The sequence below is a fragment of the Citrobacter sp. Igbk 14 genome (genome assembly GCF_028069825.1).
Taxonomy (GTDB): Bacteria; Pseudomonadota; Gammaproteobacteria; order Enterobacterales; family Enterobacteriaceae; genus Citrobacter.
In genome coordinates this window covers 1-25665 of record NZ_JANEWM010000061.1, presented here as the reverse complement: position 1 = coordinate 25665, position 25665 = coordinate 1, and the positions used below count along the sequence as shown (strand labels likewise).

The following is a 25665-nucleotide window of genomic DNA, read 5'->3' as shown; positions in this document are numbered from 1 at the left end:
GTTATGGATTTTATTTATATATACATGGAATATATTAAATTGGCGATATTTATGTTTTTGGGGTGGTGCGTGTAATTAGCGGATGGTTTGATTGTTTGCATTGAGCGCTGAAGAGTTCTTATATCAAAAGAGATTGAAACATTTATAATAATGGTGAATCTGAGACTGGCAGTGGTCTGTGATGAAAATTGTTGCTAAGGTGGTTCTCTTTCTGCACAGAGAATAAGCGTGAAACTACAATACTGGCAGTCACAATTTGAAGCATGGCTGCGTGAGAAGCATTCAGGGCAAGATGCCGCCCATGACATCTTTCATTTTCGCCGCGTGTGGATGACATCGCAAAAGCTGAGCACTGCTGCAGGTATTGACTGGCTGGTCGTACTGACCGCGTGCTATTTCCACGATCTTGTCAGCTTACCGAAAAATCATCCGGAACGTCATCGTTCATCGGTACTGGCCGCACAGGAAACCTGTCGCGTACTGTCACAGGACTTTCCTGAATTTCCTCAGGATCGGCTGCATGCGGTGAGTCACGCTATTGCCGCGCACAGTTTTAGCGCAAAAATTACGCCCACTACCCTTGAAGCCAAAATCGTTCAGGATGCCGATCGACTTGAGGCGCTCGGTGCTATCGGTCTGGCGCGTGTGTTCGCCGTTTCTGGCTCGCTGGGTGTGGCATTGTTTGATGCGGAGGACCCGTTTGCCCGGCAGCGCAACCTGGATGATAAACAGTACGCGCTCGATCATTTCCAGACCAAACTGCTGACGTTGCCACTGACAATGCAAACCGAACAAGGGCGGCATCTGGCGCAGCATAATGCTGACTTCTTATTGACGTATATGGCGAAACTCAGCGCAGAATTAAAAGGAGAATATGAGATGTTGGATCTTGCGGCGATTCAACCCCTTAAAGCATATCAGTAGTCATCATTGCTGAAACGTCAATCGCGCCAATTTATGTTAACCTGTCGACTATCCATTTCGGCCGGTTAAACGTATGCAGGATTATTTTTCAGTAGCAGGCTCCATGAAACCAATGACAGATGATACCGGAGTTACCGTTCAGGTGATTTTGGCTAAGTTGCTTGAAATATATGATGTGAAAACGCTGGTTGCTCATCTCAATGGCGTCGGCGAAAACCACTGGAGCCCGGCCATCTTTAAGCGTGTGGTCGCCAATGAAACATGGCATCGCCTTAGCGATCGTGAGTTTGCTCACCTGTATTCTTTACTCCCGACGCCGCCTGCACACCATCCGCACTATGCCTTTCGGTTTATCGACCTTTTTGCCGGAATAGGCGGGATTCGCCGTGGTTTTGAAGCGATAGGTGGGCAGTGCGTGTTCACCAGTGAATGGAACAAACATGCTGTTCGCACCTATAAAGCGAACAATTATTGCTCTCCTGAGCAGCACCATTTTAATGAAGATATTCGCGATATCACCCTCAGCCATCATGAGGGGGTGAGTGACGAGCAGGCTGCTGAGCATATTCGTCAACACGTTCCCGAGCATGATGTCCTGCTGGCCGGCTTCCCTTGCCAGCCATTTTCTCTGGCGGGGGTATCAAAGAAAAACGCGTTAGGACGCGCCCACGGTTTTGCCTGCGATACGCAAGGCACACTTTTTTTTGACGTGGTGCGAATTATCGACGCGCGGCGACCGGCAATATTTGTGCTCGAAAACGTCAAAAATCTGAAGAGTCATGACCAGGGAAAAACCTTTCGCATCATCATGCAAACGCTGGATGAACTGGGCTATGACGTGGCAGATGCAGCAGATAATGGCCCTGATGACCCGAAGATTATCGATGGGCAACATTTTTTACCCCAGCATCGCGAACGTATTGTGCTCGTCGGTTTTCGGCGGGATCTGAACCTGAAGTCAGACTTTACGTTGCGTGATATTGTCAGCCGCTACCCTCATCGCCGAACAACGCTCGCAGAGCTGCTTGAACCGACCGTTGATGCAAAATATGTGCTGACACCGGTCCTGTGGAAATACCTGTATCGTTATGCGAAAAAGCATCAGGCACGGGGCAATGGGTTTGGTTACGGTATGGTCTATCCCGGCAACCCCGATAGCGTGACGCGCACATTATCCGCACGTTACTATAAGGATGGGGCAGAAATTTTGATAGACCGTGGCTGGGATATGGCGCTGGGTGAACAGGATTTCGATGATCCTGCCAATCAGCGACATCGCCCTCGTCGATTAACGCCAAGAGAGTGTGCGCGCCTGATGGGGTTTGAGTCTCCTCAGGGTTACCAGTTTCGCATTCCGGTATCCGATACCCAGGCTTACCGCCAGTTCGGTAATTCGGTGGTCGTCCCGGCATTTGCGGCGGTAGCCAAACTGCTGGAGCCGAAGATCAAACAGGCTGTTGCGCTACGCGAGAAAGAACAGCAGCATGGCAGACGTTCACGATAAGGCGACACGCAGTAAAAATATGCGGGCGATAGGGACCCGCGATACGGCGATCGAAAAACGCCTGGCCGACATCCTGACGGAGCAGGGGGTAACGTTTCGCGTGCAGGATGCAACGTTGCCCGGTCGACCCGATTTTGTGGTGGATGATTATCGCTGTGTTCTCTTTACCCACGGCTGTTTCTGGCATCAGCACAATTGTTACCTCTTTAAAGTTCCGGCAACCCGCACGGCGTTCTGGCTGGAGAAGATAGGAAAAAACGTGGTACGTGATAAGCGGGACTGCGAAAAATTGCAGTCGTTGGGATGGCGAGTCTTGATTGTCTGGGAATGCGCCCTGCGTGGGCGTGAGAAACTGGGTGACGAGGCACTGTCTGAGCGGGTTATCGAATGGATCTGCGGCGGCGGAGCCACCGCGCAGATCGACTCTCAGGGCATTCATTTACTGTAATGATTTTTCCGATGGGGTTGCGACCGCGTCCGCTTTAACAGGGAATAAGTATTTCCCCAGCGTCACCAATACCACGGCAAAAACAATGACCCCGAGTGCCAGCCACTCAATCAACGCCAGGCTTTCACCTCCCAGGCCCGTACCTAACAGAACCGCCACCACCGGGTTGACGTAGGCATAGCTGGTGGCCAAAGCCGGGCTTACATTACGAATAAGGAACATATAAGCGTTAATCGCAATAATTGAGCCGAACAGAGCGAGGTATGCCACCGCCATAAAACCGGAGAAGGTTGGCATCGTGGTCAGCTTTTCTCCACAGAGCAGCGATGCGCACATCAGCACAATACCTGCGGCTAACATTTCAATAGCACCGGCCATCATGCCAACGGGCAAGGTAATGCGTGAGCCGTACACGGAGCCAAACGCCCAGCTCATTGAACCAATCAGGATTAGTACCGCCCCCCAGGGATTACCACTTAAGTTACCCCCGCTGTTAAGCATGATGATCCCGGCGAGCCCAATTGCGATCCCTATCCATTCCAGTTTGCGTGTTTTGATGCCAAAAAAGTGGCTAAAGCACAAGGTAAACAGCGGGACGGTAGCAACCACCACCGCGGCAATGCCGGAAGGGACGTTTTGATGTTCTGCGACGGTAACGAGGCCATTGCCCACCGCCAACAGCAGGATACCAATCAGTGCAGCATTCAGGAGCGGGCGCAATGGTGGCAGCTTATGTCCGCGAATAAGTAAGAATGCGGTTAATAAAATGCCTGCAGAGAGAAAGCGCACGCCAGCCATCATCAACGGCGGCCAACTTTCAACACCAATGCGAATAACGAAGTACGTGGAACCCCAGATGATGTACAGCGCGAAGAGCGCACTGAAAAGTGGTAACAATTGCCTGAAACGCATAATCCCTCACGGTGGAAATAAAAAGGTGCAACATAGTAAACGTCAAAACTATCATGCTGGCGAGATTTATAATTGCCTGCCGTTGTTAAATATTTGTTGACCAGAAAGGTCAGTTTCAGCATGGCGTGTTTTACTTCATACTTATGACTGCAAAAAAATAATATTGAGGATTAAAATTTTGGCAGGAAGTAGCTTACTCACCTTGCTTGATGACATCGCCACGCTTCTGGACGATATCTCAGTGATGGGAAAACTGGCCGCGAAAAAAACGGCGGGTGTGCTGGGAGACGATTTGTCGCTTAACGCGCAACAGGTGTCGGGCGTGCGGGCGAACCGCGAGCTTCCGGTGGTCTGGAGTGTGGCCAAAGGATCTTTCGTCAACAAAGTTATCCTGGTGCCGCTGGCGCTATTGATCAGCGCCTTCATTCCATGGGCGATCACGCCCTTATTAATGATTGGTGGGGCATTCCTCTGTTTTGAGGGCGTGGAAAAAGTGCTTCACACTCTGGAAGCGCGAAAACACCAGGAAACACCGGAAGAACGACAGCAGCGTCTGACATCTCTTGCCGCACAGGACCCGCTGACGTTTGAGAAAGATAAAATCAAAGGGGCGGTACGTACCGACTTTATTTTATCTGCGGAGATTGTGGCCATTACGTTGGGTATTGTGGCGGATGCGCCGTTGTTGAATCAGGTACTGGTTTTGTCGGGTATTGCTTTGGTGGTGACCGTTGGCGTATATGGTCTGGTCGGTATTATTGTGAAGCTCGATGATATTGGCTACTGGCTGGCAGAAAAGCGCAGCGCACTGGCTCAGGCGCTGGGTAAGGGATTGCTGGTGGTGGCTCCCTGGCTCATGAAATCACTTTCCGTGGTTGGTACGCTGGCGATGTTTTTAGTTGGTGGCGGCATTGTGGTACATGGCATTGCACCGCTGCATCATGCGATTGAGCACGTTGCCCAGCAACAGAGTTCATTCATTGCCCTCATGCTTCCGACCCTGCTTAATCTGGTGCTCGGCTTTATTATCGGTGGGATCGTGGTAATGCTGGTAAACATGGTTGCCAGATTACGCGGAGTTTCGCACTAATTGTCGCGTGGTAGATTACGCAAAACGTCTCTTTGTCGTCTAAGGTGAAAAGGTTTCTCTTGATACAGGAGGCAGGTATGGTCTTTTCTGTCAGTGAGGAAGTCACCGCGAAAGAGGGTGGCCCACGCATGATCGTTACCGGGTATGCCAGCGGAATGGTGGAGTGCCGCTGGTATGACGGTTTTGGCGTCAAACGGGAGGCATTTCGTGAAGATGAACTGGTTCCTGGCGAACGCAGTCCGCTACGCCAGGATGCCTGAATATCACTGGCTGGCGTAACCTGGTGATCTCTCAACCATTAGTTATATTTATCATTTTGGTGAGAATTATTTACTTGTCAGGCAAAAAAATTGCAGATAAGGTTGGTTTCGCATCAGATTTCCTGGTGTAACGAATTTTCAAGTGCTTCTTGCATAAGCAAGCTTGATCCCGACCCGATAAGGGCCGGGATTTTTTTCGCCCAAAGTCAGCGATTGATCTCCGTCACGCTAAAATCATGGATATCAAGCTCGAACGCGTCGGCCAGCTCATGCCATGTATGATAATCCCGGCCATCAACGCTGACGCGATCGGGGTCATCATGGCTGCGGTGAATTTCGCTCTCGCAGATTTCGTTGATAGCTTTCAATAGCGCGTCCACATCGACGCTGACTTCACGTTTGGCCGTATCGCTGTACTCTTTCGCGGTTTTCATCCTCATACCTCTCAACCGTTAAGGATACCGGGGCACGTATCAGAATCTCTGATGCGTACAAGTTAAGTATAGACCGTCGAGAAAACCTGCAATCACGCGAGCAGGGCGCTGCCAGGAAAAGGAATTTGTTCTACACTGGCACAAAGCCACAGGAGGAAAACGATGAAGGTGAATGATCGGGTTACAGTCAAAACGGACGGCGGGCCGCGTCGGCCAGGCCGGGTACTGGCGATTGAAGAGTTTAGTGAAGGCACCATGTACCTGGTTTCTCTGGAAGACTACCCGCTCGGTATCTGGTTCTTTAATGAGTCAGGCCATCAGGATGGTATCTTTGTGGAGAAAGTGGAGTAATCCAGGTTCCAGGTGCTGATTCTGACTGGTGGCGAACCCACCAGTCAGAACGTCCTAACGCATATTCACAAAGATACCATTGGTGACGTTATCTGTGAGTCGTACAACGTGATAGATAACTTGCTTATTATGCGTCTTGATCTTTCGTTTTATATTCCCCTTATGGGATGAGACTGTCTTCGCCTTGATATTCATTTGATCGGAGATCTGTATTGTTCCCTGACCGGCCATCCACATACGTAGCATGCTGGATTCGGTGCGGCTTAATGATAGTGTTGGCAGGTTAACATCAATGACAATATCCACTTCCTTTTTCAGAATATCGCCAAGAAGTTCATCCAGTGAATCTGGTTTAATCGACTTAGAACTGATTAATAAATTTTTTCTTACTAAGAGATACTCATCAAAATGGACATTGGCAATTGCCATAAATACAATAAATAAAGTACTGGGATGTTGATTAATGATTTGCTTAATTCTCTGGCTGTTATCCGGATCGTGAATAAAGCAGTCTTCATTAATAAACACCACAGACGGCTGCAGTGAGACACAGGCGATGCTGAGTTCATCAACGCTTGAAATATCGTTGATTTCCCTTTTCTTCACCCCCCGACTTACCAGATATCCGGTCAACCCTAGCCGGGTGTAACTGCATAAATCCATAATAATCGTTGACATGGCATACCCTCACTCAATGCGTAACGATAATTCCCCTTACCTGATTATTTCATCACAACTAAACGGAATAATAACGACCCAATATGACGCTTTCGCTGTTTTCAGGCGAATTTACTATCCCGTAAAGTTGCGTATAATTTGCCAGGAAACATCTTAAAGTAAAGTAAATGTTGCGTTATGTGAGTGAGGCAAAAACAAATAAACCGCGACAGCGTTATCCTGGTGGATGTTGCCTGTATTTGAATTTAGGACAATCCTTAGTAAAACAGGATAAAAAATAAGGGTTATTATTTTGAAGGCATTTCACTGATGATGTCAGCCAACAAATTAAAAATCTCACTGAATAAACGCTCACAGAAGGGGGCAATTAATGGCATGAGCGCAGCCATTAATGAAATACCCACGGTCAGGGTGAGTGGGAAACCAATGACAAATATCGATAGCTGTGGCGCCATACGGTTTAACAAACCGAGTGCGAGGTTGAGTGTGAGCAGCAGCGTCATCACCGGCAGAGCCAGCATCAGGCCATTGAGGAAGATGAGCCCGCCCGCCCGCGCCAGTGCGAGAAAGGCATTGCTATTCACCGGATGGCCACCGATAGGCAGAGTATGGAAGGTATCCACCAACAGTGAGATAAGCCACAAGTGACCATTAAAGGTGAGGAACAACAGCATCGCCAGCAAATCTATCAGACGTGCCAGAACGGGCATATTCAGGCGGCTGCCCGGGTCGAAGAAAGTTGCGAAGGAGAGACCCATTTGCAGCCCGATGATTTCCCCGGCGGTACGCACTGCGGCAAACGCAAATTGCATGGTGAACCCTAACGCGATGCCGATCAGGATTTGCTGCATCGCCTGCCATATCGCGCCGACAGAAAAGATAGGCACGTTTACGGGAGGAAGCAGCGGCGCGATAACCATGGTAATCATCAACCCCAGCCCCAGCTTTACTCGCTTGGGGATGGCGCGTTCGCTGAGTATCGGCGCCGTTGAAATGAGCGCCAGTATGCGCAGCAGGGGCCAGAAGTAAAGATTCAGCCAGTGGAGCCAATCAACGCTGGTCACCTGCAACATAGCGTCGTTTACCCGATGATGTAGGGGATATTGCTGAACAGCGTACGCACGTAGTCGAGCAGCAAGTTAAGCATCCACGGACCGGCAACGATGATGGCAATAAAGACCGCGACAATTTTCGGAATGAAGGACAGCGTCATTTCGTTAATCTGGGTTGCCGCCTGCAGGATACTGATGATAAGACCCGTGACGAGGGCAACCAGCAACAAAGGTGCGGCAAGGGCAAGGGCAACTTTCATCGCCTCAGTGCCCATCATCATGACCGATTCAGGAGTCATTTCGCGCCTCTAACTGTAAAAGCTTTGTGCAAGCGAGCCGACAAGCAGCTGCCAGCCGTCAACCAGCACAAACAGCATCAGCTTGAATGGGAGTGCAATGGTAGCTGGTGGCACCATCATCATCCCGAGCGCCATCAGGACGCTGGCGATGACCAGATCGATTATCAGAAATGGAATAAAAATGGTAAAACCTATCTGGAATGCCGTTTTCAACTCACTGGTGACATAAGCCGGCAGCAAAATGCGCATCGGCACTGCTTCAGGTCCCTGTAACGGGCCGCTGTTTGCCAGACGGGCGAACAGGGCCAGATCGGCTTCGCGGGTCTGGCGCAGCATAAACTCACGCAACGGCTGTGCGCCTTTCTCCATGGCTTCCTGCATGGAAATCTTCTCTTCGCTGAAGGGTTGATACGCATCAACGTAGATTTTGTCGATCACCGGCGACATGATGAAGAAAGTCAAAAACAGCGCCAGTCCAAGTAAAACCTGGTTCGGCGGTGCTGACGGTGTTCCCAGCGCATTACGTAACAGACCAAAAACGATGATGATGCGGGTGAAGCTGGTCATCATCAGCAAAATAGCCGGCAGGAACGTCAGCGAGGTGATAAATACCAGCGTTTGGACGGGCAACGTCCAGCTTTGTCCGCCACCAGGCAGCGGTTGGCTAACCAGACCCGGTAGTTGGGCCAGGGCCGCAGGGCTGAAAAGCCACAGACCCGTCAGCGTGAGGGATAACAAACGGCGCATCAGGATCTCCCAGGACGCTTCAGCAAACTCTTCATCATGGCCTGGAAATCCGCAGGGGAGGCCGCTTTTTCTTCTGCACTGGCAGGTGCCGGGGGGAGGGTATGCAAAACGTTGATCTGCGACGCTGTAACGCCCAGCACCAGACGCGCGTCTTCGACCTCAACAATCACCACCCGCTCACGTGGACCTAATGAGGTACTGGCCGAAACTTTCAGTCCACGCGTACTGACGCTTTTGGGGGCAAATCCCAGGCGCTTAATCAGCCAGGCGGCTCCCAGGATCAACACAATGATCCCCAGCAGCGCGCCGCTGACCTGCACTAACGGTGAACCGGGTACAGCAGCGGGCTGAGAGACGGTGGCCTGGGTATTCATCGTTAACGGCTCAGACGGCGCATACGTTCAGATGGGGTAATAATGTCAGTAATACGGACACCGTATTTATCTGCAACTACCACAACTTCACCCTGAGCAATCAAATAACCATTGATCAGAATATCCAGCGGCTCGCCCGCCAGACCGTCCAGCGCGACGACCGAACCCTGCGTCAGGCGCAGCAGTTCTTTGATGGTCATGCGGGTGCGGCCCAATTCAACGGTCAGCTTGACCGGAATATCCATGATCAGGTCGATATCCTGCAGCGCACCGCTGACGTCGCCGCCACCTAGCTGCTGGAATACCGCATCGGCCGCACTTTTGGTGGTCGTTGTTTTTTGCTCGTTTAACGCGTCAGCCCACAGATCGTCCAATGCACCAGTGTTTTCATCGGACGGATTATTCATGTCACTCATTTGGGCTGTTCCTCATTCAGCGAATTCAAAATCGGGTTTATCAAATGTTCTACGCGTAACGCATACTGACCATTTACGGTGCCATATTGGCTGGTCAGCACAGGTACGCCGTCCACATGAGCAATAATGCGGTCGGGTTTTTCAATCGGCAGTACATCGCCGGGTTTCAGCTTCAAAATCTGGGACAGCCGCAACGGAATGTCAGCAAAGTTTGCTACCAGTTCCAGCTCAGAATGCTGAACCTGACGCACCAGATTATTGCGCCAGTTCTGATCTTCATTACGCGAGTTTTCCAGCGGTGGGTTTACCAGCAGTTCGCGCAACGGTTCAATCATGCTGAATGGCAGACAGATGTTAAATTCACCGGTCAGGTTGCCGATTTCAACGTGGAATGGGGTGTTCACCACGATGTCGTTCGGGGAAGTGGTGATATTGGTAAACTTCACCTGCATCTCGGAACGGACATATTCCACTTCCAGCGGGTTGATAGCCTTCCACGCGTCGCTGTAGCTTTCCAGCGCCAGTTTCAGCATGCGGTTGATCACGCGTTGTTCAGTGTGCGTAAATTCACGGCCTTCGACTTTCGTCGGGAAACGACCATCACCGCCGAACAGGTTATCAACGGCGATAAACACCAGACTCGGTGAGAACACCACCAGACCTGTCCCGCGTAGCGGTTTCAGGTGGATTAAGTTCAGGTTGGTCGGAACCGGTAAGTTACGCGCAAACTCGTGGTATGGCTGGATACGGATCGCGCCCACGGTAATATCCGGGCTGCGGCGTAGCAGGTTAAATAACCCCATACGGAACTGGCGCGCAAAGCGTTCGTTAATGATCTCCAGCGCCTGCAAACGCTCACGAACGACGCGGCGCTGAGTGTTGGGATCATAAGGACGAATATCGCTTTCTTTTGCGATACCGGAAATGGGTTCGTCTTTAGTTTCGCTATCGCCGTTAAGCAATGCGTCGATTTCAGCCTGAGAAAGAATACTGTCGCCCATGTCTTTACCGCAGAATAAAAGCTGTATAAAGAACGTCGGTGACAACCTGTTTCGGCTGCCCGACAACGAGCGGAGTCGCGAGCGTCTCTTTGATAGCGGCAATCAGTTGCTGTTTGCCTTCTTCTGTTGCGAGCGTGGCGGCGTTCTGGCGAGAGAACAATAACAGCAGACGGCTGCGCACTTCTGGCAGATATTCGTTAAGACGCGAGCGTGTCGCCTCGTCCTTCATGCGCAGAGTGATACCGATATACAGCACGCGATCCGCATCACCTAAATTGACGGTAAACGTATCCAGTGCAAAGAACACTGGGGCTGGTGGTGGAGCCGGTTCCGCTTTTACGCTGGCGGACGGCTGCTGTTGCATGCGCCAGTAGCTATAGCCCGCAGTAGCGAGGGCGGCGAGCGTAATTAACACCAGCAGAGGGATCCAAATAGCGCGTTTACTCTTTTTGTTAATCGCGGAGTCAGTCATCAGATACGGGCTTCCTGTTTCGGTACAGCTTATAGGCTGATTATCCCGTGTCCTGACCACGACAAAGCGTGGAAAAGACGCGGATAATCATGCTACCTCTGGCGTTAGGCGAAGATGTCTACTGCACCATCACCGCGAGCCGCGGCTTGCAGTGCTGCAGGTGTGGCCAGAACAGCATCATCTTCGGGAGCAAAAATATCTTGTCCATGCGCACGCCCAGCCTGTTGTTGCTGTGAAGACGACTGTTGCTGACCCGCGAAGCTTTCGCTACTGATACTGCTTTGCCCCAGTTGGATCCCGCTTTCAGCCAACTGCGTGCGCAGCATGGGTAATGCCGCTTCCAGCGCCGCGCGAACGTGGCTATGAGGCGAGACCATCTGCAGTTGCGCCATGTTGTCATCGAGCTTGAGGGAAATCTGCACTTGCCCCAGATCCTGCGGATGCAAGCGCAGTTCCGCACTTTGCTGACCCTGACGGGTGAACAGCGTGACGTGCTGACTCAGTGATTGCTGCCATTCATGGCTTCCCAGCGGGGCGCTCAATACCGGTGCCGCGGCAGTTGGTAACGGCTGCGCATGTGTCTGTGTGCCAGCCAGCGGAGCTATTGTTGCGCCAACACTGGTTGGGGACGGTGAACTTTCAATCTCCGCACGCGTGGCTGCCGCTGCGGTTAATGGGGTTAAACCCGCATTGTTGGTCTGATCCGCGCCACTGGCATACATCGCGGCATCTGCTTTACCTTTTTTCCCTTCACCGGTCAGTAATTCACTGGCGCTATCGGCGGTCGTGTTGGCGGTATTACCACGTAACAGCACCGACAGCGTCGCATCCGCCGGGGCTGGAGTAGCATCAACCGCCGGAGTGGTTACCTGTTGCCCCGGTAGCATAGCGAAAAGCGCACTCAGGTTAGCGAGATCGTCATCGCTCAGACGGGCTATTTTTTCATCCTGCTGTGCGGTTTTGCCCAGTGTCGTCAGGGCATTAACCTTCAGTGAGGGCGTGAGCGCAGACAGCAACTGTTGTGCATCAGTCAGGTCGGCTAGCGACGCCTCGGTTTGGACCTCTTTTTGTGCCAGCAGATCGGCTAATTTTACCGTCTGCGCGGTATCACCATTCTTTTGCAATAACCCTTTTTGCAGTTTGCTACCAGCCGCCTGTAAATCGGCCAGCGATAGCGGGGCGTCTTTACCCTGTGCATCGCCTGCACCTAGTGCACCTGCCAGCAACGCTAAAAAATCCTCAGGGGAATCTACCGCTTTGCCTGACTGAAGACCTGCGGCTACGTCGGTGTCGGTGGTAATCAGTTGGGGTAAAGTAATCATTCGGGTTTCCTCATAGCTGCACGCTGAGCAAATTCATCCATTTTTTTCTGATCCAGACGGTTTTCAGCCAGTAAAGCGGCTGTGGTTTGCCTGTCCTGCAGAGTCTGCCATGCCTGCAGTCGCTGCTTTTTATCGCGCCAACTGCTCAACGCCTGGTCTACTTTCTGCGTCCATTGGTTGAGTTGTTGGCGATGTTGCTCAATCGCTTTTTCCAGCGTCTGAATAAATTGTTGATAGTTAATCCAGCGATTACTGGTAATACCCTGACCCATATCGCTATTAAGGTTGTTGCGATATTCATGCTGATAATCGATCAGCATCTTCAACTGCTCTTCCGCCTGCTGACATCCGCGGCGCATCTCGCCTAATAAGATTGCCGCATCATCGACTTCTTTTTCAGCCAGGTCTTTAAGTGTTGCCAGCGCACCATGTTGTGCCATGACCTATGCTCTCCTGCTTAATCACACACCAGGGAAAATCAGATCCAAAGCCTGCAGGGAGTCTTCCCAGTCGGCTCGTTCAAAGATGCCTTGCTGTAAAAATGCTTCCAGCTGTGGCCATAAGGCAATGGCTTTATCCAACATGGGATCGCTGCCTTTGGCGTAGGCGCCTACGCTGACCAGATCGCGGTTACGCTGGAAACTGGACAGTAGCTGCTTAAAGTTGCGTACCCGCGCATAATGTTTCTCGCTGATTAAGGCGGTCATTGCGCGGCTGATTGAGGCTTCAATATCAATGGCTGGGTAGTGACCCGCTTCTGCCAGATGACGGGACAGGACTATGTGGCCGTCGAGAATGGCGCGGGCGGAGTCAGCAATAGGGTCCTGTTGGTCATCGCCTTCGGTCAGTACGGTATAAAATGCGGTCACGGAACCGCCGCCATGAATACCGTTGCCGGCCCGTTCAACCAGTGCGGGTAATTTAGCAAACACCGACGGCGGATAGCCTTTCGTTGCCGGAGGTTCGCCGATCGCCAGTGCAATTTCACGCTGCGCCATCGCATAACGGGTGAGGGAATCCATAATCAGCAGCACGTGCTGACCGCGGTCGCGAAAATCTTCGGCGATGCGCGTGGCGTAGGCGGCACCCTGCATACGCAACAGCGGGGAAACGTCCGCCGGGGCGGCAATCACTACCGAGCGTGCACGTCCCTCGGCGCCAAGAATATTTTCAATAAAATCTTTAACTTCGCGTCCACGCTCGCCAATCAGACCGACAACAATGACGTCAGCCTGGGTATAGCGTGCCATCATGCCGAGCAGAACGCTTTTACCCACACCGGAACCGGCGAAAAGACCCATTCGCTGACCGCGACCGACGGTTAACAGCGCATTGATAGGCCGTACGCCAGTATCCAGCACGTGTTCAATCGGGGTTCGTTGCAGGGGGTTAAACGGCGGTGTGATTAGTGCCCCTGTTTCCGTGGTGTCGGGAGCAGGCAGCCCATCAAGCGGCTTCCCGCTGCCATCGAGCACACGCCCCAGCAGGGCAGGGCCCAGCGGTAATTGTTTCCCGCTTTGCAGCCCTTCGCCGGCGATGTTTTTCGCGTAAACGCGCGCACCTGGCAGCACGCCTTCGACCTCTTCGAGCGGCATCAGAAACAGGCGTTGACCATTAAAGCCAACCACTTCGCTTTCAACTTCCTGGGTTTCGTTGCCATCCTGACGCTCAATAACGCAGGTGGCACCCAACGGTAACTGCAGGCCCGTGGCTTCAAGGACCAGCCCGGTGGCGCGGGTAAGACGCCCGTAACGGCGCACCGCAGGCAGCAGCGACATTTTCTCTTCGAAGTTGTCCAGCGTGTTGAGCCAGCGAGTCAGGCGAGTGGTCATTACACGACTCCCGGCGCTGCCAGACGGCAGAGCTCTTGCCAGCGGGTGGCAACACTGGCGTCCAGATCGCCTTCGTCAGCAGAGACCTTACAGCCACCATGATGCAGCGTTGGATCGCCGCGCAGTCGCCAGCCGTGCAGGCTGAGGGTCGCCCCCAGCATCTCTTCCACTCGTTGCAGATCGTCCGGATGGACGCGCAACTGCGGTTTACCGCTAAACAGCGGTTCCTGTTGCAACAGTTGTTGGATTTGCTTAATGAGTGCAGCATTATCCACGATGGGTGTCTGGCCGATAACCTGGCGCGCCGCTTCCAGTGCCATTTGCATCAGGCGCGATGCAATGACGCTGTCCAGGGCATCCAGTGTATTCTGAAACTCACTGACCAGTTGCTGCATGCGGGCATGAATCGGCGCATGTTGGGCGCGAGCCTGGTTCTGGCCTTGTTCCAGTCCCTGGGCCAGTCCGTCCTGATAACCTTGTTCGTGTCCTTTTTGCCGACCTTCAGCCAGGCCGGCGTTATACCCTTGCTCATGGGCCTGGAGCTGCAGTTGTGCCAACTGCTGCTCAAGCTGTTGTTCAGCAGATAGCTGTGGCTCTTCTGTCTCGTCGGACGGCTGATCGTCGGTATGATCGGCCAGTACGAACTCCGCCATTGGCGGAGCGAGGTCGTCAGGCGTCCAGACTTTCCATGGCAGATCGTTAGACATAGGTATCCTCGCCGCTGCCGATCACCATCTCGCCGGTTTCGGCCAGACGACGTACGATAAGCAGAATCGCTTTCTGTTCGTTTTCCACCTGCGACAAACGTACCGGACCGCGGTTGGCAAGGTCGTCGCGCAGGATATCGGCGGCACGCTGCGACATGTTGCGCAGGAACTTCTCGCGCAATGGTTGCTCGGCACCTTTCAGGGCTATCAGCAGCGATTCGGAATCCACTTCCTGCAACAGACGCTGGATGCTGCGATCGTCGACATCCACCAGATTTTCGAACAGGAACATCTCGTCGATAATTTTCTGCGCCAGCTCGCCGTCGAATTCGCGCACTGCGGTAATAACCGCTTCTTCCTGCTGCGTCTTCATCAGGTTGATAATTTCTGCTGCTGTTCTCACGCCGCCCATTTTGCTGCGCTTGAGGTTCTGACCGTCGAGCAATCCGTTCAGCACTTCGGTCAGTTCTGCCAGCGCGGCAGGCTGTACGCCGCCGAAAGTAGCAATACGCAGCATGACATCGTGGCGTAAACGCTCGTCGAACAGCGCCAGAATATCGGCCGCCTGGCCCCGTTTGAGGTGAACCAGAATGGTAGCGATAATCTGCGGGTGCTCGTCGCGAATAAGATCGGCGGCGCTCTGTGGCTCCATAAAGTTGAGCGTTTCAATGCCGCTGGTGGTATCGCGGGTTTCCAGAATGTCTTCCAGCAGGCTGGAGGCACGTTCTTCGCCCAACGCTTTTACCAGCACGGAGCGCAGGTATTCGTTGGCGTTGATGTTCAGTGCGGCAAACTGCTCGGCTTCTTGTTCAAATTCGGCCAGAACCTCCGTCAACTGCTTGTTGGAAATCTGACGCACGTTAGCCATTGCCGTACTGAGGGTCTGCACTTCGCGCGTGGAAAGGTGCTTAAAGACCTCCGCCGCGCGATCTTCGCCAATGGTCATCAATAAGATGACGCTTTTATCGGTGCCGCTAAGATTACTCATGTTCGTTATTTATCCACTGGCGAATGACCAGCGCCACGACGCGCGGATCGTTATCAGACATTTCACGGATACGCTGGCTCATGACTTCAGCACCCAGACGCTGGTTGTTACGGCGCTGCTGGGTCTGCTCGTCTTTGCTGAGGCGAACTTCAACCGCTTCTTCCGTTTCCTGGCGAATACGTGTTTGTTCTTGAGCGGCTTTGACCTCTTCGCTGCGACGCATCAACTGCGGACGCACCGCTTTACGCCACAGGATCCAGGCCACCAGCAGAACCAATAACCAACGACCGGCCACCATCAGCTGTTCAATAAAGGACTGCTGTTGCCAGAACGGAAGCTCTCCACCCGTGTCATCACTTGCGGTGAAGGGTGAGTTCACGACATTCAGGGTATCGCCGCGTTTTTCAGAGAAGCCCATGGCCTCGCGGGTCAGGTCCTCAATTTGTTTCATTTGGTCAGCGGTTAATGGCAGCGGTTTGCCATCCGGTAACGTTTTATAGTTGACCACTACCGCCACTGACAGGCGCTGTACATCACCCACATTCATCTTGGTGTGACGAATGGTACGGTCAACTTCATAGTTGCTGGTTTCGTTACGCTGCGTACTGCGCGGGCCGGCATTGGCGTTATTCGCCGTTTGCGTGGTTTGCGCATTCTGCGCATTTTGCTGATTTGCCGGTGGCGTATTAATCGGGGCTGTATTCGCCGGGGCGGGCTGGTTAGACAGTGCGCCCGGTACGCCGCCAGGCGCTCCGCTTCCTATCTGTTCGCTGACGTTAAGCTGGCGTGAACGCAGAACAGCCTGTGAGTCGTCGCCATTTGGGCTGTACTTTTCTTCGGTTTGCTCTTTGTTGGCGAAATCCAGCTGTGCAGTAACCTGCGCATGTACGTTGCCGTTACCGACAATTGGCGACAGGATTGATTCAATACGACGCTGAACGCGACTTTCAACATCGCTGGCATATTTCAGTTGCGCATCGTTCAGGTCGCGGCTGCTGGTGTTCGACTGGGTTAACAGATGTCCTGCCTGATCGACCAGCGTCACGTTGCCCGGCGGCAAGCCTGCGACAGCGCTGGAGACCAGATGCGTTACCGCGCTAATCTGACCTTCGTCCAGTGCTCGACCCGGTTCCAGGTTTACCGTGACGGAGGCAGAAGGGGCCTTTTGTTCACGTACGAACAGTGACGGCTTGGGCATCGCAAGATGGACACGGGCGCGTTTTACCGGTCCCAGTGTTTCAATGGTACGGGCTAATTCACCTTCCAGCGCTCGCTGGTAATTGACCTGCTCGCTAAACTGGCTGATACCAAACTTTTCCTGGTCCAGTAACTCAAAGCCTACCGCGCCACCTTTCGGCAGCCCTTGCTGTGCCAGACGTAAACGCAGTTCGTGAACTTTATCTGCAGGGACTTCAATGGCACCGCTTCCCTCAGTGAAACGATAAGGAACGTTCATCTGCGTCAGCTGCGTGACAATCGCGCCACCGTCCTGATCGGATAGGTTGCTGAACAGTGTGCGGTAGTCAGGTGTTTTGGCCCACAGGACCATCGCAACGATGATAGCGACGGCAGCGGCACCAGCCACAATCAGAGGGATTTTGGGATTCGCGCGCAGGCGATTTAACCACTCGAGAGGTTTCAGTTGGGTTGCAGTCGATGCTGTCGCACTCATCTCGCACCTCGTGGCTTATCGTGGACGGCGTTTTTTGCAAAGTGGAACAAGACTCACTCCCGGGTCAGCAAACTCGAAAAATTGACGGTCTCATTATTTGCGGTTTCGAATTTTTCTATGCGTTAAAAACCGAGGTTTTTTATCGTTATTTAGCGCCTTTATCTTATTGACGAACTGGTAATCTCTGCTAAGTAAAAAATCATCCAGGGGATCAGAATGTCGGCAATACAGGGGATTGAAGGGGTTATCAGCCAGCTACAGGCCACGGCGATGTCAGCAAAAATGCAGGATGTGCAGCCACAATCGACCGTGAGTTTTGCCGGTCAGCTGCACGCGGCATTGGACAGAATCAGCGAGGTGCAAACCGCCTCTCGCGTTCAGGCTGAAAAATTTACCCTGGGTGAACCAGGCATTGCGCTAAATGACGTGATGACTGATATGCAGAAAGCGTCGGTTTCGATGCAGATGGGCATTCAGGTGCGTAACAAACTGGTATCAGCCTACCAGGAAGTGATGTCGATGCAGGTGTAGGTGTAACGTGCAAAGAATGTTTGCCGGATAAGCGCAGCGCTATCCGGCTTACACTTATTTTTGAATCAGATAGCGAATAGTTGGCCCATCCTGCTGAATATCCAGCACCGTATACCCATGGTTACGCGCATCCAGCGGAATATTGTTGATTGACTGCGGGCAATCGCTGACCACTTCCAGAATTTCACCTTTCTTCAATTGCGGCATCGCTTCCAGTGTGGCAACAGCCGGGTAGGGACATGGTTCACCGACCATGTCGAGGCGATAATCAGGGACGATATTTTTCATGCGGATTCCTTAGCAGGCGTCAGCCCGGCGCGGCGGAAGAAACGTTTTTCCCAACCGATGATGAGCATCAATGCGATAAACAACAGCAGATAAGTCACCAGTAGCCCGCCGAGCGGCCCAAAGGTGTCGAGCAGATTCACTTTATCCCAGCGAGTGGCCAGGGCAGGGGCAAAGTCATCCCAGTAGTACGCCAGAATGGTCGAACCGATAACGTTACCCAGTCCCACCCACCAGTAATGTACCTGGCCCTCAACCGCACGGTACATCCAGCCGGTCTCACACCCGCCCGCTAGCACGATACCGAAACCAAACAGTAAGCCGCCGATCACTGCATTTGGACCGGCCCACATAATCTTCGGCTCAACGCCCAGTTGTACATAGCTAAAGATACCAATGGCGCTCACCGCCATCCCGAAGATGATGGCTTTTGCCATATGGGTACGCCCGGAAATCCACAGATCGCGGAAGGCTGAGGTAAAGCAGATTTGCGCCCGTTCAATCAGCAGGCCGAACCCAACGCCAAACAACATGGCCAGACCCAGCTTCGGCTTGTCCATTGCGGTCAGTAGCGCCCAGCCGATCATGCCGATAAATACCAGCATACCGAGGCGGAAACGACGACGCGCTTGTTCCGGTTTTTGCGTCAGCGGGGAGGCGGCGGAAACTTTCTGCATTTTGACCGGAATACGAAACATTGGCAGCAGGGTAAAGCGGGCGCCAAACCATGAGCCCATTGCCGTCGCCAGCGCGAAGAACCAGGCATGCAGCGAGAACTGTGGAATGCCGGTAAAAAACGCGGCCAGGTTACAGCCCATTGCCAGACGGGCGCCGAAACCGGCGATCATCCCGCCGACCACCGCCTGCAGAATACGGATCCGACTGCGTGGCATGCGTAATTTGACGTTGTTGGCCCACAGTGCGGCAGCGAAACAGCCACCGAACATACCGAGGATCATCATCCCGTCGATACGGGTCAGGGGCGAGCCTTCGAGGTGGATCAGTTTATAGTATCCCCACTCTTCGGCGTGCACGCCAAACAGTTGCAGGATTTGCCCACCCCAGCGGGTAAATTCGCCGGTAACGGCCCAGAAGGTTCCCGTAATGCCGAAATAGTAAGTGGAGAGAATACCCGCTGCGATAACCGCAGGGGCAGGGGCCCAAAATTTAATTAACCAGGCCTGTTTGAAGTGTTGCCATGACATGCGTTGTGCCTCTGAACTCAGAAGGTATGTAACAAGAAGCGTGAATATTACACCTGTCAGAATTTTTGACTATGAGTAATAAGAGGTAACACCGTCTGGATCAATCTTTCTCCGGGCAGCCGAAAGGCTGGCGACATCAGGGCTTTAATGCCACAATCCCCTTTTCTTCGCATGCAGGATGAATGATGAAAAAATTAGCAATTGTGGGTGCATTGTTGGTGCTTGCCGGCTGCGCCGAGGTACAACATTATAATGACGTGGTGAAAACACCAGCCCCTGCCGGTTTGGCAGGATACTGGCAGTCGAAAGGTCCGCAGCGCGCGCTGGTGAGCCCGGAAGCGATCGCCAGTCTGATTGTCACCAAAGAGGGGGATACGCTGGATTGCCGTCAGTGGCAGCGAGTGATTGCCGTCCCCGGAAAATTGACCATGCTCTCTGGTGATCTCACCAACGTGACGGTGAAACGCGAGCTGTATGAAATTGATCGCGATGGCAATACGCTGGATTATGACGGTATGACGCTGCAACGGGTAGATCGCCCGACGCTGGAGTGTGCCGAGGTGTTAAAGAAAACGCCGTTAGCCACACCACTGCCATAAGCGTTGCGCCCCGGTAGCCTGTCGCCACCGGGGTTAAGTGCTACAACACGTCTTCAATCACCCACACACTAACGCTACCACCGTTACAATAAAACGTCGCCACGCCGTTTTCATCAGTCACTACGCTTTCCTCGCGATTCCCCAGATAATCACGCCAGGTTTTATTGCCGTAATTTGCGCCAAGCGCGATGCTCTTTTCACCGTCATCGCCATTGGACAGCACGACGACGCACCCGGGATCATCATCCGTACCGCTGCGACTAAAGGCTATACAATTGGGATGATCAAAATAGAGCGTCTGTACGCCGTGGGCGAAGCGTTGGCGGGCCAGGATCAATTCATCAAGTTGTTCAATAATCGGCATATCGATGGTGTAGGTTTCGCCATCACCGCCAGTATCTTCATAATGTGCACCGTAGAGATCGGGATAGAATACCGACGGCACGCCGTTTTCGCGCAGCAGGATCAGTGCGTAGGCCAGCGGTTTAAACCATGCATCGACCGGGGCTTCCAGCGCCTGTAGCGGCTGGGTGTCATGGTTCGCAACCAGCGTCACCGCATGAAAGGGATCGGCCTCCACCAGCGTATCGGTGAAAATCTGGCTCATGTCATAATCGCGCCCCTGGCGGGATGCTTCGTGAAACTTCATTTGCAAAGGGGCATCAAACAGCATGGTTTTCCCCTCGACCTGGTTAATATAGGTTTGCAGTTTATCGACCTCATGGGACCAATATTCCGCCACGATAAACAGCGGCTTCGGGGCGACTTCCTGGACGTGCTCGATCCACTCTTTATAGAACCACGCCGGGATATGTTTGACGGCATCCAGGCGAAAACCATCGCAATGGGTTTGATCCATCACCCAGCGTGCCCAGTATTTGAGCTCTTCGGTGACGGCATGATTGCGAAAATCGATATTTTCGCCCATCAGGTAGTCAAAGTTGCCCAGTTCGTCATCGACCTGGTCGTTCCAGCCTTCGCCGGTATAATCATTAACGATCTTAAAAATGCCGTCCTCGGTGGGATTTTCAATATGATCGATGCCGCTGAAGCATTTGTAATCCCAAATGAATTGAGAGTACTGACCCGCACGGGCGGGGAAGGTGTAGCGGGTCCAGGCCTCGCATGCGACGATCTGATCGTCAATCTGCGTGCGGTCATCGGCGTTGACGCGCTGAACCTGAATGTGCTCTTTCTCATCCGCACCCATTTTATGGTTGACCACCACATCCAGCAGTACCGCGATATCGTTGTGCTTTAACGCGTCAATTGCCGCCAGTAACTGATTTTTATCGCCGTATTTGGTGGCAATAGTACCTTTCTGGTCGAATTCGCCTAAATCAAACAGATCGTAGGAGTCATAGCCAACGGAGTACCCGCCGGACGCACCTTTATAGGCGGGAGGCAGCCATACCATATTGATGCCGATATCGTTAAGTCCATCCGCGCGTGCGGCGAGTTCCGGCCAGAGCTGGCCGCCATCAGGGTAATACCAGTGGAAGTACTGCAATAGGGTGGGATTTTTCATCTTCCGTGCTCCAGAAGCCGTTTGGCCGACCTCTGGAGTATGGAAGATTATTCAGACGTAACGGGAAATTATTGTGGGGCAGTTGGGGCGTCGGGAACCAGTAACATACCAGAAAGCCGGCCGTAGGCGTTATTTAGCGTCTTCTGGCGGGTTGACTGACCGATCAGTGTGCTGAGTTCATCCAGACGCTGCTGCAGTAATGCTTTGAGTAACTGTTCGTTATCCAGCGTCTGTTTAATATACCCGGCAATCAAATCCTGAACGCTTCGCGTAATGCCTGATGGAGTTTGTTCTTCCATGACCACTTCAATACTTTGCAGATAGGTAACTTCCTGTTCCAGTAAAAGGTCCCATTCACCTCGCTGTGCCAGTTCCAGCAGCGAGTGACTGAGCAGCGCAATGCGCTGCCAACGGTTGATAAACTCCACGGCTGAGGTCATTAACGGGACTCCTGGGACGACGCTTTTGGTGAGATCTGTTTCCAGGCATCCGCAATGTTTCCGAGTAACCCTTCGACTTCTTCAATCGCCTGACAATCATTACGCAAATTCGCTTGCAGCAGACGGCGGATCATATAGTCATACAGCGATGACAGATTAGTGGCGATTTCACCACCATTTTCCTGATCCAGGCCCGCTTTAAGACCATTATCAATAATGTTAATAGCTTTGCTGAGGGCTTCACCCTTGGCGACAATATCGCCCTGTTGCATAAACAGGCGAGCGCGCACCAGGGCGCTGTTCGCGCCATCAAACAACATTTCGATCAGCTGATGCGGGTTGGCGCTCATTACGGCGCTCTCCACACTGACCTGTGCATAGGCTTTGGTACCGCTCGCGGTATACATGCTTACCTCGTGTTATCAGGATTTATTCATCGCAGTAAATTGCTGACCCAGATAGGTACTGGTGTTATTCAGCTTGCTCATCATGCTATCCAGCTGGGTAAACTGGGCGGTGTAACGCGCAACCATGTCGTCGATACTGGCGCTCACGGACAGGTACTGTTTGGTCAGTTTTTTCAGCGTGGCATTAATCGTGTCTTGCGCATTGTCGATAATGCCGTCATCAGCCAGATAACTTTTCACTTCAGCGGCAATTTTGGTGGTAATACCGGTTTCTTTACCGTCGCCCGCCAACAGTTCACGTACTGAAGCGGTGTTTTCATCCAGCGCTTTTTTCAGCTTGGTATCATCGATGGTCATCTTGCCGGTTTTGCCATCTTGTTTGATGCCAATTTCATTCAGGGTTTTAAAGGCACCGTCAGTACCAGAGTTGGCAAACTGTGCGCGAATACCGGTCTGAATGGTACGTACCACGCTATCGCCCACCAGTGCGCCGTTATCTTTATCCTGACCTTCAGCCCCTGCATCAACCGCTTTATACTTGGTCAGCGTATTGAAGGTATCAATCAGCGAGTTATAAGCATCAACCCAGCCTTTAATGGCTTCTGTCGCTTTGTCATTGCTTTTGGTCACGGTCACGCGCGCATCAGTGACCTTTTTGGTCAGTTCCAGCGTGACGCCCTGCGGCGCATCGGTCACTTTATTGCTCTGGCGCTCAATCGGGATCCCGTTCATGGTTAATTGCGAGTTTTGCGCTTTAACCAGCTCGGTCATTTTTCCGGTACCGGCCGTGCTGTCGTAGGCCAGCAGATCGCTAAGCTTGCTGTCGCCGTCTACCGAGATGGTCATCTTACTGTCCATACCTTCGGCGGCGGTCAGTACCAGTTTAAACTCGCCGTCTTTCACCTTGACGATACTGGCAGAGATACCGCTATCGGTATCGTTTATCGCCTTACTGATATCGTCCAGCGTGGTTTTGTCCTGCGACAGTTTAATTTCAAGCGGCTCTTTGCGGCCCGGCTGCTCAATTTTGATGGTACGGGTGGCAGAGCCGTCACCGAGAGCGTCTTTGCTTGAGCCAACCGTTGCAGTACTTAAAGATTGTGCCTGCGCCAACTGCGTAACGCTGATGGTATAAATACCTGGAGCCGCGCCGGCTTCCGTGGTGACTTTCAGATCTTCGGTACTGCTGGTTACATTACTGCTTCTGAACAGTTCCGGTTTATTTAATGCCGTATTGGCCGTCTGGAATTTTTCCAGCGCACTCTTTAACGTACCGTAGGCCGTCAGGCGGGCGGTATTATCGGTCTGTTGCTGAGTAATTGGATTTAAACGTTTTTTCTCAGCAATAGTCAGGTTGTTTAGCAACGTGTCCAGTGGTAAGCCTGAGCCTACGCCCAATGATGTAAATGAAGCCATGCCCGATTCCTTGTGATTGCAAACAATTGTTATGCGGGTTATCGGCAATCTGCGCGCAAAGTTTAATGATAGTTTGGTGAAAATAATGCGCAGAATAGTGGTGCATATAGAGGGTATTTCGCGGGCTAAGAAAAAAAACGACGGAAACTAAAAATTTTCTAAAGTTCGAATTTACGGTGCCGATACATGGGTTACGGTCAGAAACCGTGGGCAACAGCCCAATAACATCGAGTTGTAATTGATAAGGAAAAGATCATGGCACAAGTCATCAATACAAACAGCCTGTCGCTGTTGACCCAAAACAACCTGAACAAATCTCAGTCTGCACTGGGCTCCGCTATCGAACGTCTGTCTTCCGGTCTGCGAATCAACAGCGCGAAAGATGATGCTGCTGGCCAGGCGATTGCTAACCGTTTCACCTCTAACATCAAAGGCCTGACTCAGGCGTCCCGTAACGCTAACGACGGTATCTCTGTTGCCCAGACCACTGAAGGTGCGCTGTCTGAAATCAACAACAACCTGCAGCGTGTTCGTGAACTGTCTGTACAGGCCGCTAACGGTTCTAACTCTGGCTCTGACCTGAAATCTATTCAGGATGAAATCGATCAGCGCCTGGCAGAAATCAACCGTGTCTCAGAGCAGACTGATTTTAACGGCAAAAAAGTGTTAAACCAGAATAGCCAATTGACTATTCAGGTGGGTGCAAAAGATGGTGAAACCATCACTATTGATTTGAAAAAAATTGATAGCACTACTTTAGGTCTTGATAATTTTGATATCAGTAAAGTTGCAACGCCTGTTACAACTGCCAAGGGTGCACTTCCTATCGCTAATGCTACCTTTACCGCAAGTGGTGGTACGCCGGGTACTGCGGCTACTACTTTGTATGAGGATGGTAAGGGTGGTATGTGGGCAGTTGGCGGTACTGATTATTACAAAGCTACCGTTGATTCGAAAACTGGCACTGTGAATTATGATGTAAGCAACAAATCTACTAAAGGTGCTATCGATACTGCTGCCGGTGCTGTTGGTAACCCTGTTAATACGATTGATACTGAGTTTGCTGTTAATACGAAAGCAGGTGAGAAAATTCTTTCTTATCAAGACCCTGCTGCGCCTGGCACGACTAAATATATTGGTCAGGATGATAAAGGTAACTTTTTTGATGTTAAGTTTGACAATAATACCAAGAAAGTATCAGTAGACACTGCAGCAGCAACCACAGCTCCCGCGGGTATTACCGCAAATCCTTTAGCTAAGGTAGATGACGCGCTGAAAATGGTTGACGAGTTCCGTAGCTCCCTGGGTGCGGTGCAGAACCGTTTTGAATCTGCAGTGACCAACCTGGGTAACACTGTTAACAACCTGTCTTCTGCTCGTAGCCGTATCGAAGACTCCGACTACGCGACCGAAGTGTCTAACATGTCTCGTGCACAGATCCTGCAGCAGGCAGGCACATCTGTTCTGGCACAGGCTAACCAGACCACGCAAAACGTCCTCTCTTTACTGCGTTAATCCACCGATTGGGTTACATAGTAGTCAGAGACAATAAAGGCAGCGAAAGCTGCCTTTTTTCTATACTGGAGTCTGAAGAATGCAAGAAATTACCGTTACTGAACCCCATTTTGTGACTACGTTTCAGTGCACTGGCACGCAATGTCGCGATCATTGCTGTAAAAGCTGGAATATACATCTGGATAAGGCACGGTGAATAAGTATGTCTCCAGTAAAAATGAGAATATTAGAAATATTGCTAAAGAGAGTATTATTC

General features: G+C 52.0%; 30 protein-coding genes and 2 pseudogenes. 10 read left to right on the top strand and 22 right to left on the bottom strand.

The window, feature by feature from the left end:
* The first annotated feature begins 228 nt into the window (after positions 1 to 228).
* The 3 genes from NNN64_RS19205 to NNN64_RS19195 all read left to right on the top strand — a co-directional run bounded on the left by NNN64_RS19205 (position 229) and on the right by NNN64_RS19195 (position 2876).
* Positions 229 to 924 carry a phosphohydrolase gene (locus NNN64_RS19205; RefSeq protein WP_271442399.1) on the top strand — a complete coding sequence of 232 codons (696 nt, stop codon included), beginning with the start codon at positions 229 to 231 and terminating at the stop codon, positions 922 to 924.
* Between the two features lie 73 nt (positions 925 to 997).
* Positions 998 to 2428, top strand: coding sequence for a DNA cytosine methyltransferase (locus NNN64_RS19200; RefSeq protein ID WP_442870710.1), 1431 nt, complete (start codon positions 998 to 1000; stop codon positions 2426 to 2428).
* The gene (locus NNN64_RS19195) at positions 2409 to 2876 is read left to right on the top strand and encodes a very short patch repair endonuclease (protein ID WP_271442397.1); all 468 of its coding nucleotides are present in this window, start codon (positions 2409 to 2411) and stop codon (positions 2874 to 2876) included. The genes NNN64_RS19200 and NNN64_RS19195 overlap by 20 nt, the downstream gene beginning before the upstream one ends.
* On the opposite strand, the gene yedA is transcribed toward NNN64_RS19195, so the two are convergent.
* Positions 2868 to 3788, bottom strand: coding sequence for a drug/metabolite exporter YedA (gene yedA, locus NNN64_RS19190; protein WP_271442396.1), 921 nt, complete (start codon positions 3786 to 3788; stop codon positions 2868 to 2870). The two genes, NNN64_RS19195 and yedA, sit on opposite strands and share 9 nt — an antisense overlap.
* Before the next feature lie 178 nt (positions 3789 to 3966).
* Between yedA and NNN64_RS19185 the strand changes: the two genes are divergently transcribed.
* Both NNN64_RS19185 and NNN64_RS19180 read left to right on the top strand, forming a co-directional pair.
* The gene (locus NNN64_RS19185; protein ID WP_442870709.1) at positions 3967 to 4878 is read left to right on the top strand and encodes a DUF808 domain-containing protein; all 912 of its coding nucleotides are present in this window, start codon (positions 3967 to 3969) and stop codon (positions 4876 to 4878) included.
* 77 nt (positions 4879 to 4955) lie between these two features.
* Positions 4956 to 5138 carry a YodC family protein gene (locus NNN64_RS19180; protein ID WP_061068109.1) on the top strand — a complete coding sequence of 61 codons (183 nt, stop codon included), beginning with the start codon at positions 4956 to 4958 and terminating at the stop codon, positions 5136 to 5138.
* A 206-nt stretch (positions 5139 to 5344) separates the two neighbouring features.
* On the opposite strand, the gene yodD is transcribed toward NNN64_RS19180, so the two are convergent.
* Positions 5345 to 5572, bottom strand: a complete 228-nt coding sequence (gene yodD, locus NNN64_RS19175) for a YodD family peroxide/acid resistance protein (RefSeq protein ID WP_137381521.1) — start codon at positions 5570 to 5572, stop codon at positions 5345 to 5347.
* A 162-nt stretch (positions 5573 to 5734) separates the two neighbouring features.
* On the opposite strand from yodD, the gene dsrB reads away from it, so the two are divergent.
* Positions 5735 to 5923, top strand: a complete 189-nt coding sequence (gene dsrB / locus NNN64_RS19170) for a protein DsrB (RefSeq protein WP_005127768.1) — start codon at positions 5735 to 5737, stop codon at positions 5921 to 5923.
* 54 nt (positions 5924 to 5977) lie between these two features.
* Here the strand turns inward: dsrB and rcsA are convergent, their stop codons facing one another.
* The 14 genes and pseudogenes from rcsA to fliF form a co-directional block, all read right to left on the bottom strand.
* A complete protein-coding gene (gene rcsA, locus NNN64_RS19165) occupies positions 5978 to 6601 on the bottom strand; it encodes a transcriptional regulator RcsA (RefSeq protein ID WP_040232455.1) in 624 nt (207 codons plus the stop codon).
* A gap of 280 nt (positions 6602 to 6881) precedes the next feature.
* A pseudogene (gene fliR, locus NNN64_RS19160) lies at positions 6882 to 7674 on the bottom strand (flagellar biosynthetic protein FliR); the annotation flags it as partial.
* Positions 7675 to 7682: 8 nt separating this feature from the next.
* Positions 7683 to 7952 carry a flagellar biosynthesis protein FliQ gene (fliQ, locus tag NNN64_RS19155; protein ID WP_003030425.1) on the bottom strand — a complete coding sequence of 90 codons (270 nt, stop codon included), beginning with the start codon at positions 7950 to 7952 and terminating at the stop codon, positions 7683 to 7685.
* 9 nt (positions 7953 to 7961) lie between these two features.
* Complete coding sequence (fliP, locus tag NNN64_RS19150; protein WP_005127763.1) at positions 7962 to 8699, bottom strand: flagellar type III secretion system pore protein FliP; 738 nt, start codon at positions 8697 to 8699, stop codon at positions 7962 to 7964.
* Positions 8699 to 9073 (bottom strand): flagellar biosynthetic protein FliO, encoded by a 375-nt coding sequence (gene fliO, locus NNN64_RS19145; protein WP_271442394.1) that lies wholly within the window; start codon positions 9071 to 9073, stop codon positions 8699 to 8701. Before fliO ends, fliP begins: the two co-directional genes overlap by 1 nt.
* A 2-nt stretch (positions 9074 to 9075) precedes the next feature.
* Positions 9076 to 9489 (bottom strand): flagellar motor switch protein FliN, encoded by a 414-nt coding sequence (fliN, locus tag NNN64_RS19140; protein ID WP_005127761.1) that lies wholly within the window; start codon positions 9487 to 9489, stop codon positions 9076 to 9078.
* Positions 9486 to 10490 (bottom strand): flagellar motor switch protein FliM, encoded by a 1005-nt coding sequence (fliM, locus tag NNN64_RS19135; RefSeq protein ID WP_003030434.1) that lies wholly within the window; start codon positions 10488 to 10490, stop codon positions 9486 to 9488. The genes fliN and fliM overlap by 4 nt, the downstream gene beginning before the upstream one ends.
* Positions 10491 to 10494: 4 nt before the next feature.
* Positions 10495 to 10962: a flagellar basal body-associated protein FliL gene (gene fliL / locus NNN64_RS19130; protein ID WP_048211308.1), complete on the bottom strand. Its 468-nt coding sequence runs from the start codon at positions 10960 to 10962 to the stop codon at positions 10495 to 10497.
* 104 nt (positions 10963 to 11066) lie between these two features.
* Positions 11067 to 12284, bottom strand: a complete 1218-nt coding sequence (gene fliK / locus NNN64_RS19125; RefSeq protein ID WP_271442393.1) for a flagellar hook length control protein FliK — start codon at positions 12282 to 12284, stop codon at positions 11067 to 11069.
* Positions 12281 to 12724: a flagellar export protein FliJ gene (gene fliJ / locus NNN64_RS19120; RefSeq protein ID WP_005127756.1), complete on the bottom strand. Its 444-nt coding sequence runs from the start codon at positions 12722 to 12724 to the stop codon at positions 12281 to 12283. The genes fliK and fliJ overlap by 4 nt, the downstream gene beginning before the upstream one ends.
* 21 nt (positions 12725 to 12745) lie before the next feature.
* Positions 12746 to 14116: a flagellar protein export ATPase FliI gene (gene fliI / locus NNN64_RS19115; RefSeq protein WP_005127755.1), complete on the bottom strand. Its 1371-nt coding sequence runs from the start codon at positions 14114 to 14116 to the stop codon at positions 12746 to 12748.
* A complete protein-coding gene (gene fliH, locus NNN64_RS19110) occupies positions 14116 to 14823 on the bottom strand; it encodes a flagellar assembly protein FliH (protein ID WP_271442392.1) in 708 nt (235 codons plus the stop codon). Before fliH ends, fliI begins: the two co-directional genes overlap by 1 nt.
* Positions 14816 to 15811 (bottom strand): flagellar motor switch protein FliG, encoded by a 996-nt coding sequence (gene fliG / locus NNN64_RS19105; RefSeq protein WP_135322317.1) that lies wholly within the window; start codon positions 15809 to 15811, stop codon positions 14816 to 14818. Before fliG ends, fliH begins: the two co-directional genes overlap by 8 nt.
* Positions 15804 to 17483: a flagellar basal-body MS-ring/collar protein FliF gene (gene fliF / locus NNN64_RS19100; RefSeq protein ID WP_271442391.1), complete on the bottom strand. Its 1680-nt coding sequence runs from the start codon at positions 17481 to 17483 to the stop codon at positions 15804 to 15806. The genes fliG and fliF overlap by 8 nt, the downstream gene beginning before the upstream one ends.
* A 216-nt stretch (positions 17484 to 17699) precedes the next feature.
* Between fliF and fliE the strand changes: the two genes are divergently transcribed.
* Entirely contained in the window at positions 17700 to 18014 is a 315-nt protein-coding gene (gene fliE, locus NNN64_RS19095) for a flagellar hook-basal body complex protein FliE (protein WP_271442390.1), read from the top strand.
* Between the two features lie 54 nt (positions 18015 to 18068).
* On the opposite strand, the gene yedF is transcribed toward fliE, so the two are convergent.
* Complete coding sequence (gene yedF / locus NNN64_RS19090; RefSeq protein ID WP_000790504.1) at positions 18069 to 18302, bottom strand: sulfurtransferase-like selenium metabolism protein YedF; 234 nt, start codon at positions 18300 to 18302, stop codon at positions 18069 to 18071.
* A complete protein-coding gene (gene yedE / locus NNN64_RS19085; protein WP_404841928.1) occupies positions 18299 to 19525 on the bottom strand; it encodes a selenium metabolism membrane protein YedE/FdhT in 1227 nt (408 codons plus the stop codon). Before yedE ends, yedF begins: the two co-directional genes overlap by 4 nt.
* Before the next feature lie 164 nt (positions 19526 to 19689).
* On the opposite strand from yedE, the gene yedD reads away from it, so the two are divergent.
* Positions 19690 to 20103 (top strand): lipoprotein YedD, encoded by a 414-nt coding sequence (gene yedD / locus NNN64_RS19080; protein ID WP_271442389.1) that lies wholly within the window; start codon positions 19690 to 19692, stop codon positions 20101 to 20103.
* 40 nt (positions 20104 to 20143) lie between these two features.
* Here yedD and amyA read toward each other — a convergent pair whose 3' ends face one another.
* The 4 genes from amyA to fliD form a co-directional block, all read right to left on the bottom strand.
* On the bottom strand, positions 20144 to 21631 hold the full coding sequence (gene amyA / locus NNN64_RS19075) for an alpha-amylase (RefSeq protein ID WP_271442388.1): 1488 nt from the start codon (positions 21629 to 21631) through the stop codon (positions 20144 to 20146).
* Between the two features lie 68 nt (positions 21632 to 21699).
* Positions 21700 to 22071 (bottom strand): flagella biosynthesis regulatory protein FliT, encoded by a 372-nt coding sequence (gene fliT, locus NNN64_RS19070; RefSeq protein ID WP_005127745.1) that lies wholly within the window; start codon positions 22069 to 22071, stop codon positions 21700 to 21702.
* Positions 22071 to 22478 (bottom strand): flagellar export chaperone FliS, encoded by a 408-nt coding sequence (gene fliS, locus NNN64_RS19065; RefSeq protein WP_222186500.1) that lies wholly within the window; start codon positions 22476 to 22478, stop codon positions 22071 to 22073. Before fliS ends, fliT begins: the two co-directional genes overlap by 1 nt.
* Before the next feature lie 15 nt (positions 22479 to 22493).
* A complete protein-coding gene (gene fliD, locus NNN64_RS19060; RefSeq protein ID WP_271442387.1) occupies positions 22494 to 23894 on the bottom strand; it encodes a flagellar filament capping protein FliD in 1401 nt (466 codons plus the stop codon).
* A gap of 255 nt (positions 23895 to 24149) precedes the next feature.
* Here fliD and NNN64_RS19055 point away from each other — a divergent pair, with 255 nt between their 5' ends.
* Both NNN64_RS19055 and NNN64_RS23225 read left to right on the top strand, forming a co-directional pair.
* Complete coding sequence (locus NNN64_RS19055; RefSeq protein WP_271442386.1) at positions 24150 to 25409, top strand: FliC/FljB family flagellin; 1260 nt, start codon at positions 24150 to 24152, stop codon at positions 25407 to 25409.
* Positions 25410 to 25488: 79 nt separating this feature from the next.
* Positions 25489 to 25665: pseudogene (locus tag NNN64_RS23225) on the top strand (flagellin lysine-N-methylase); the annotation flags it as partial.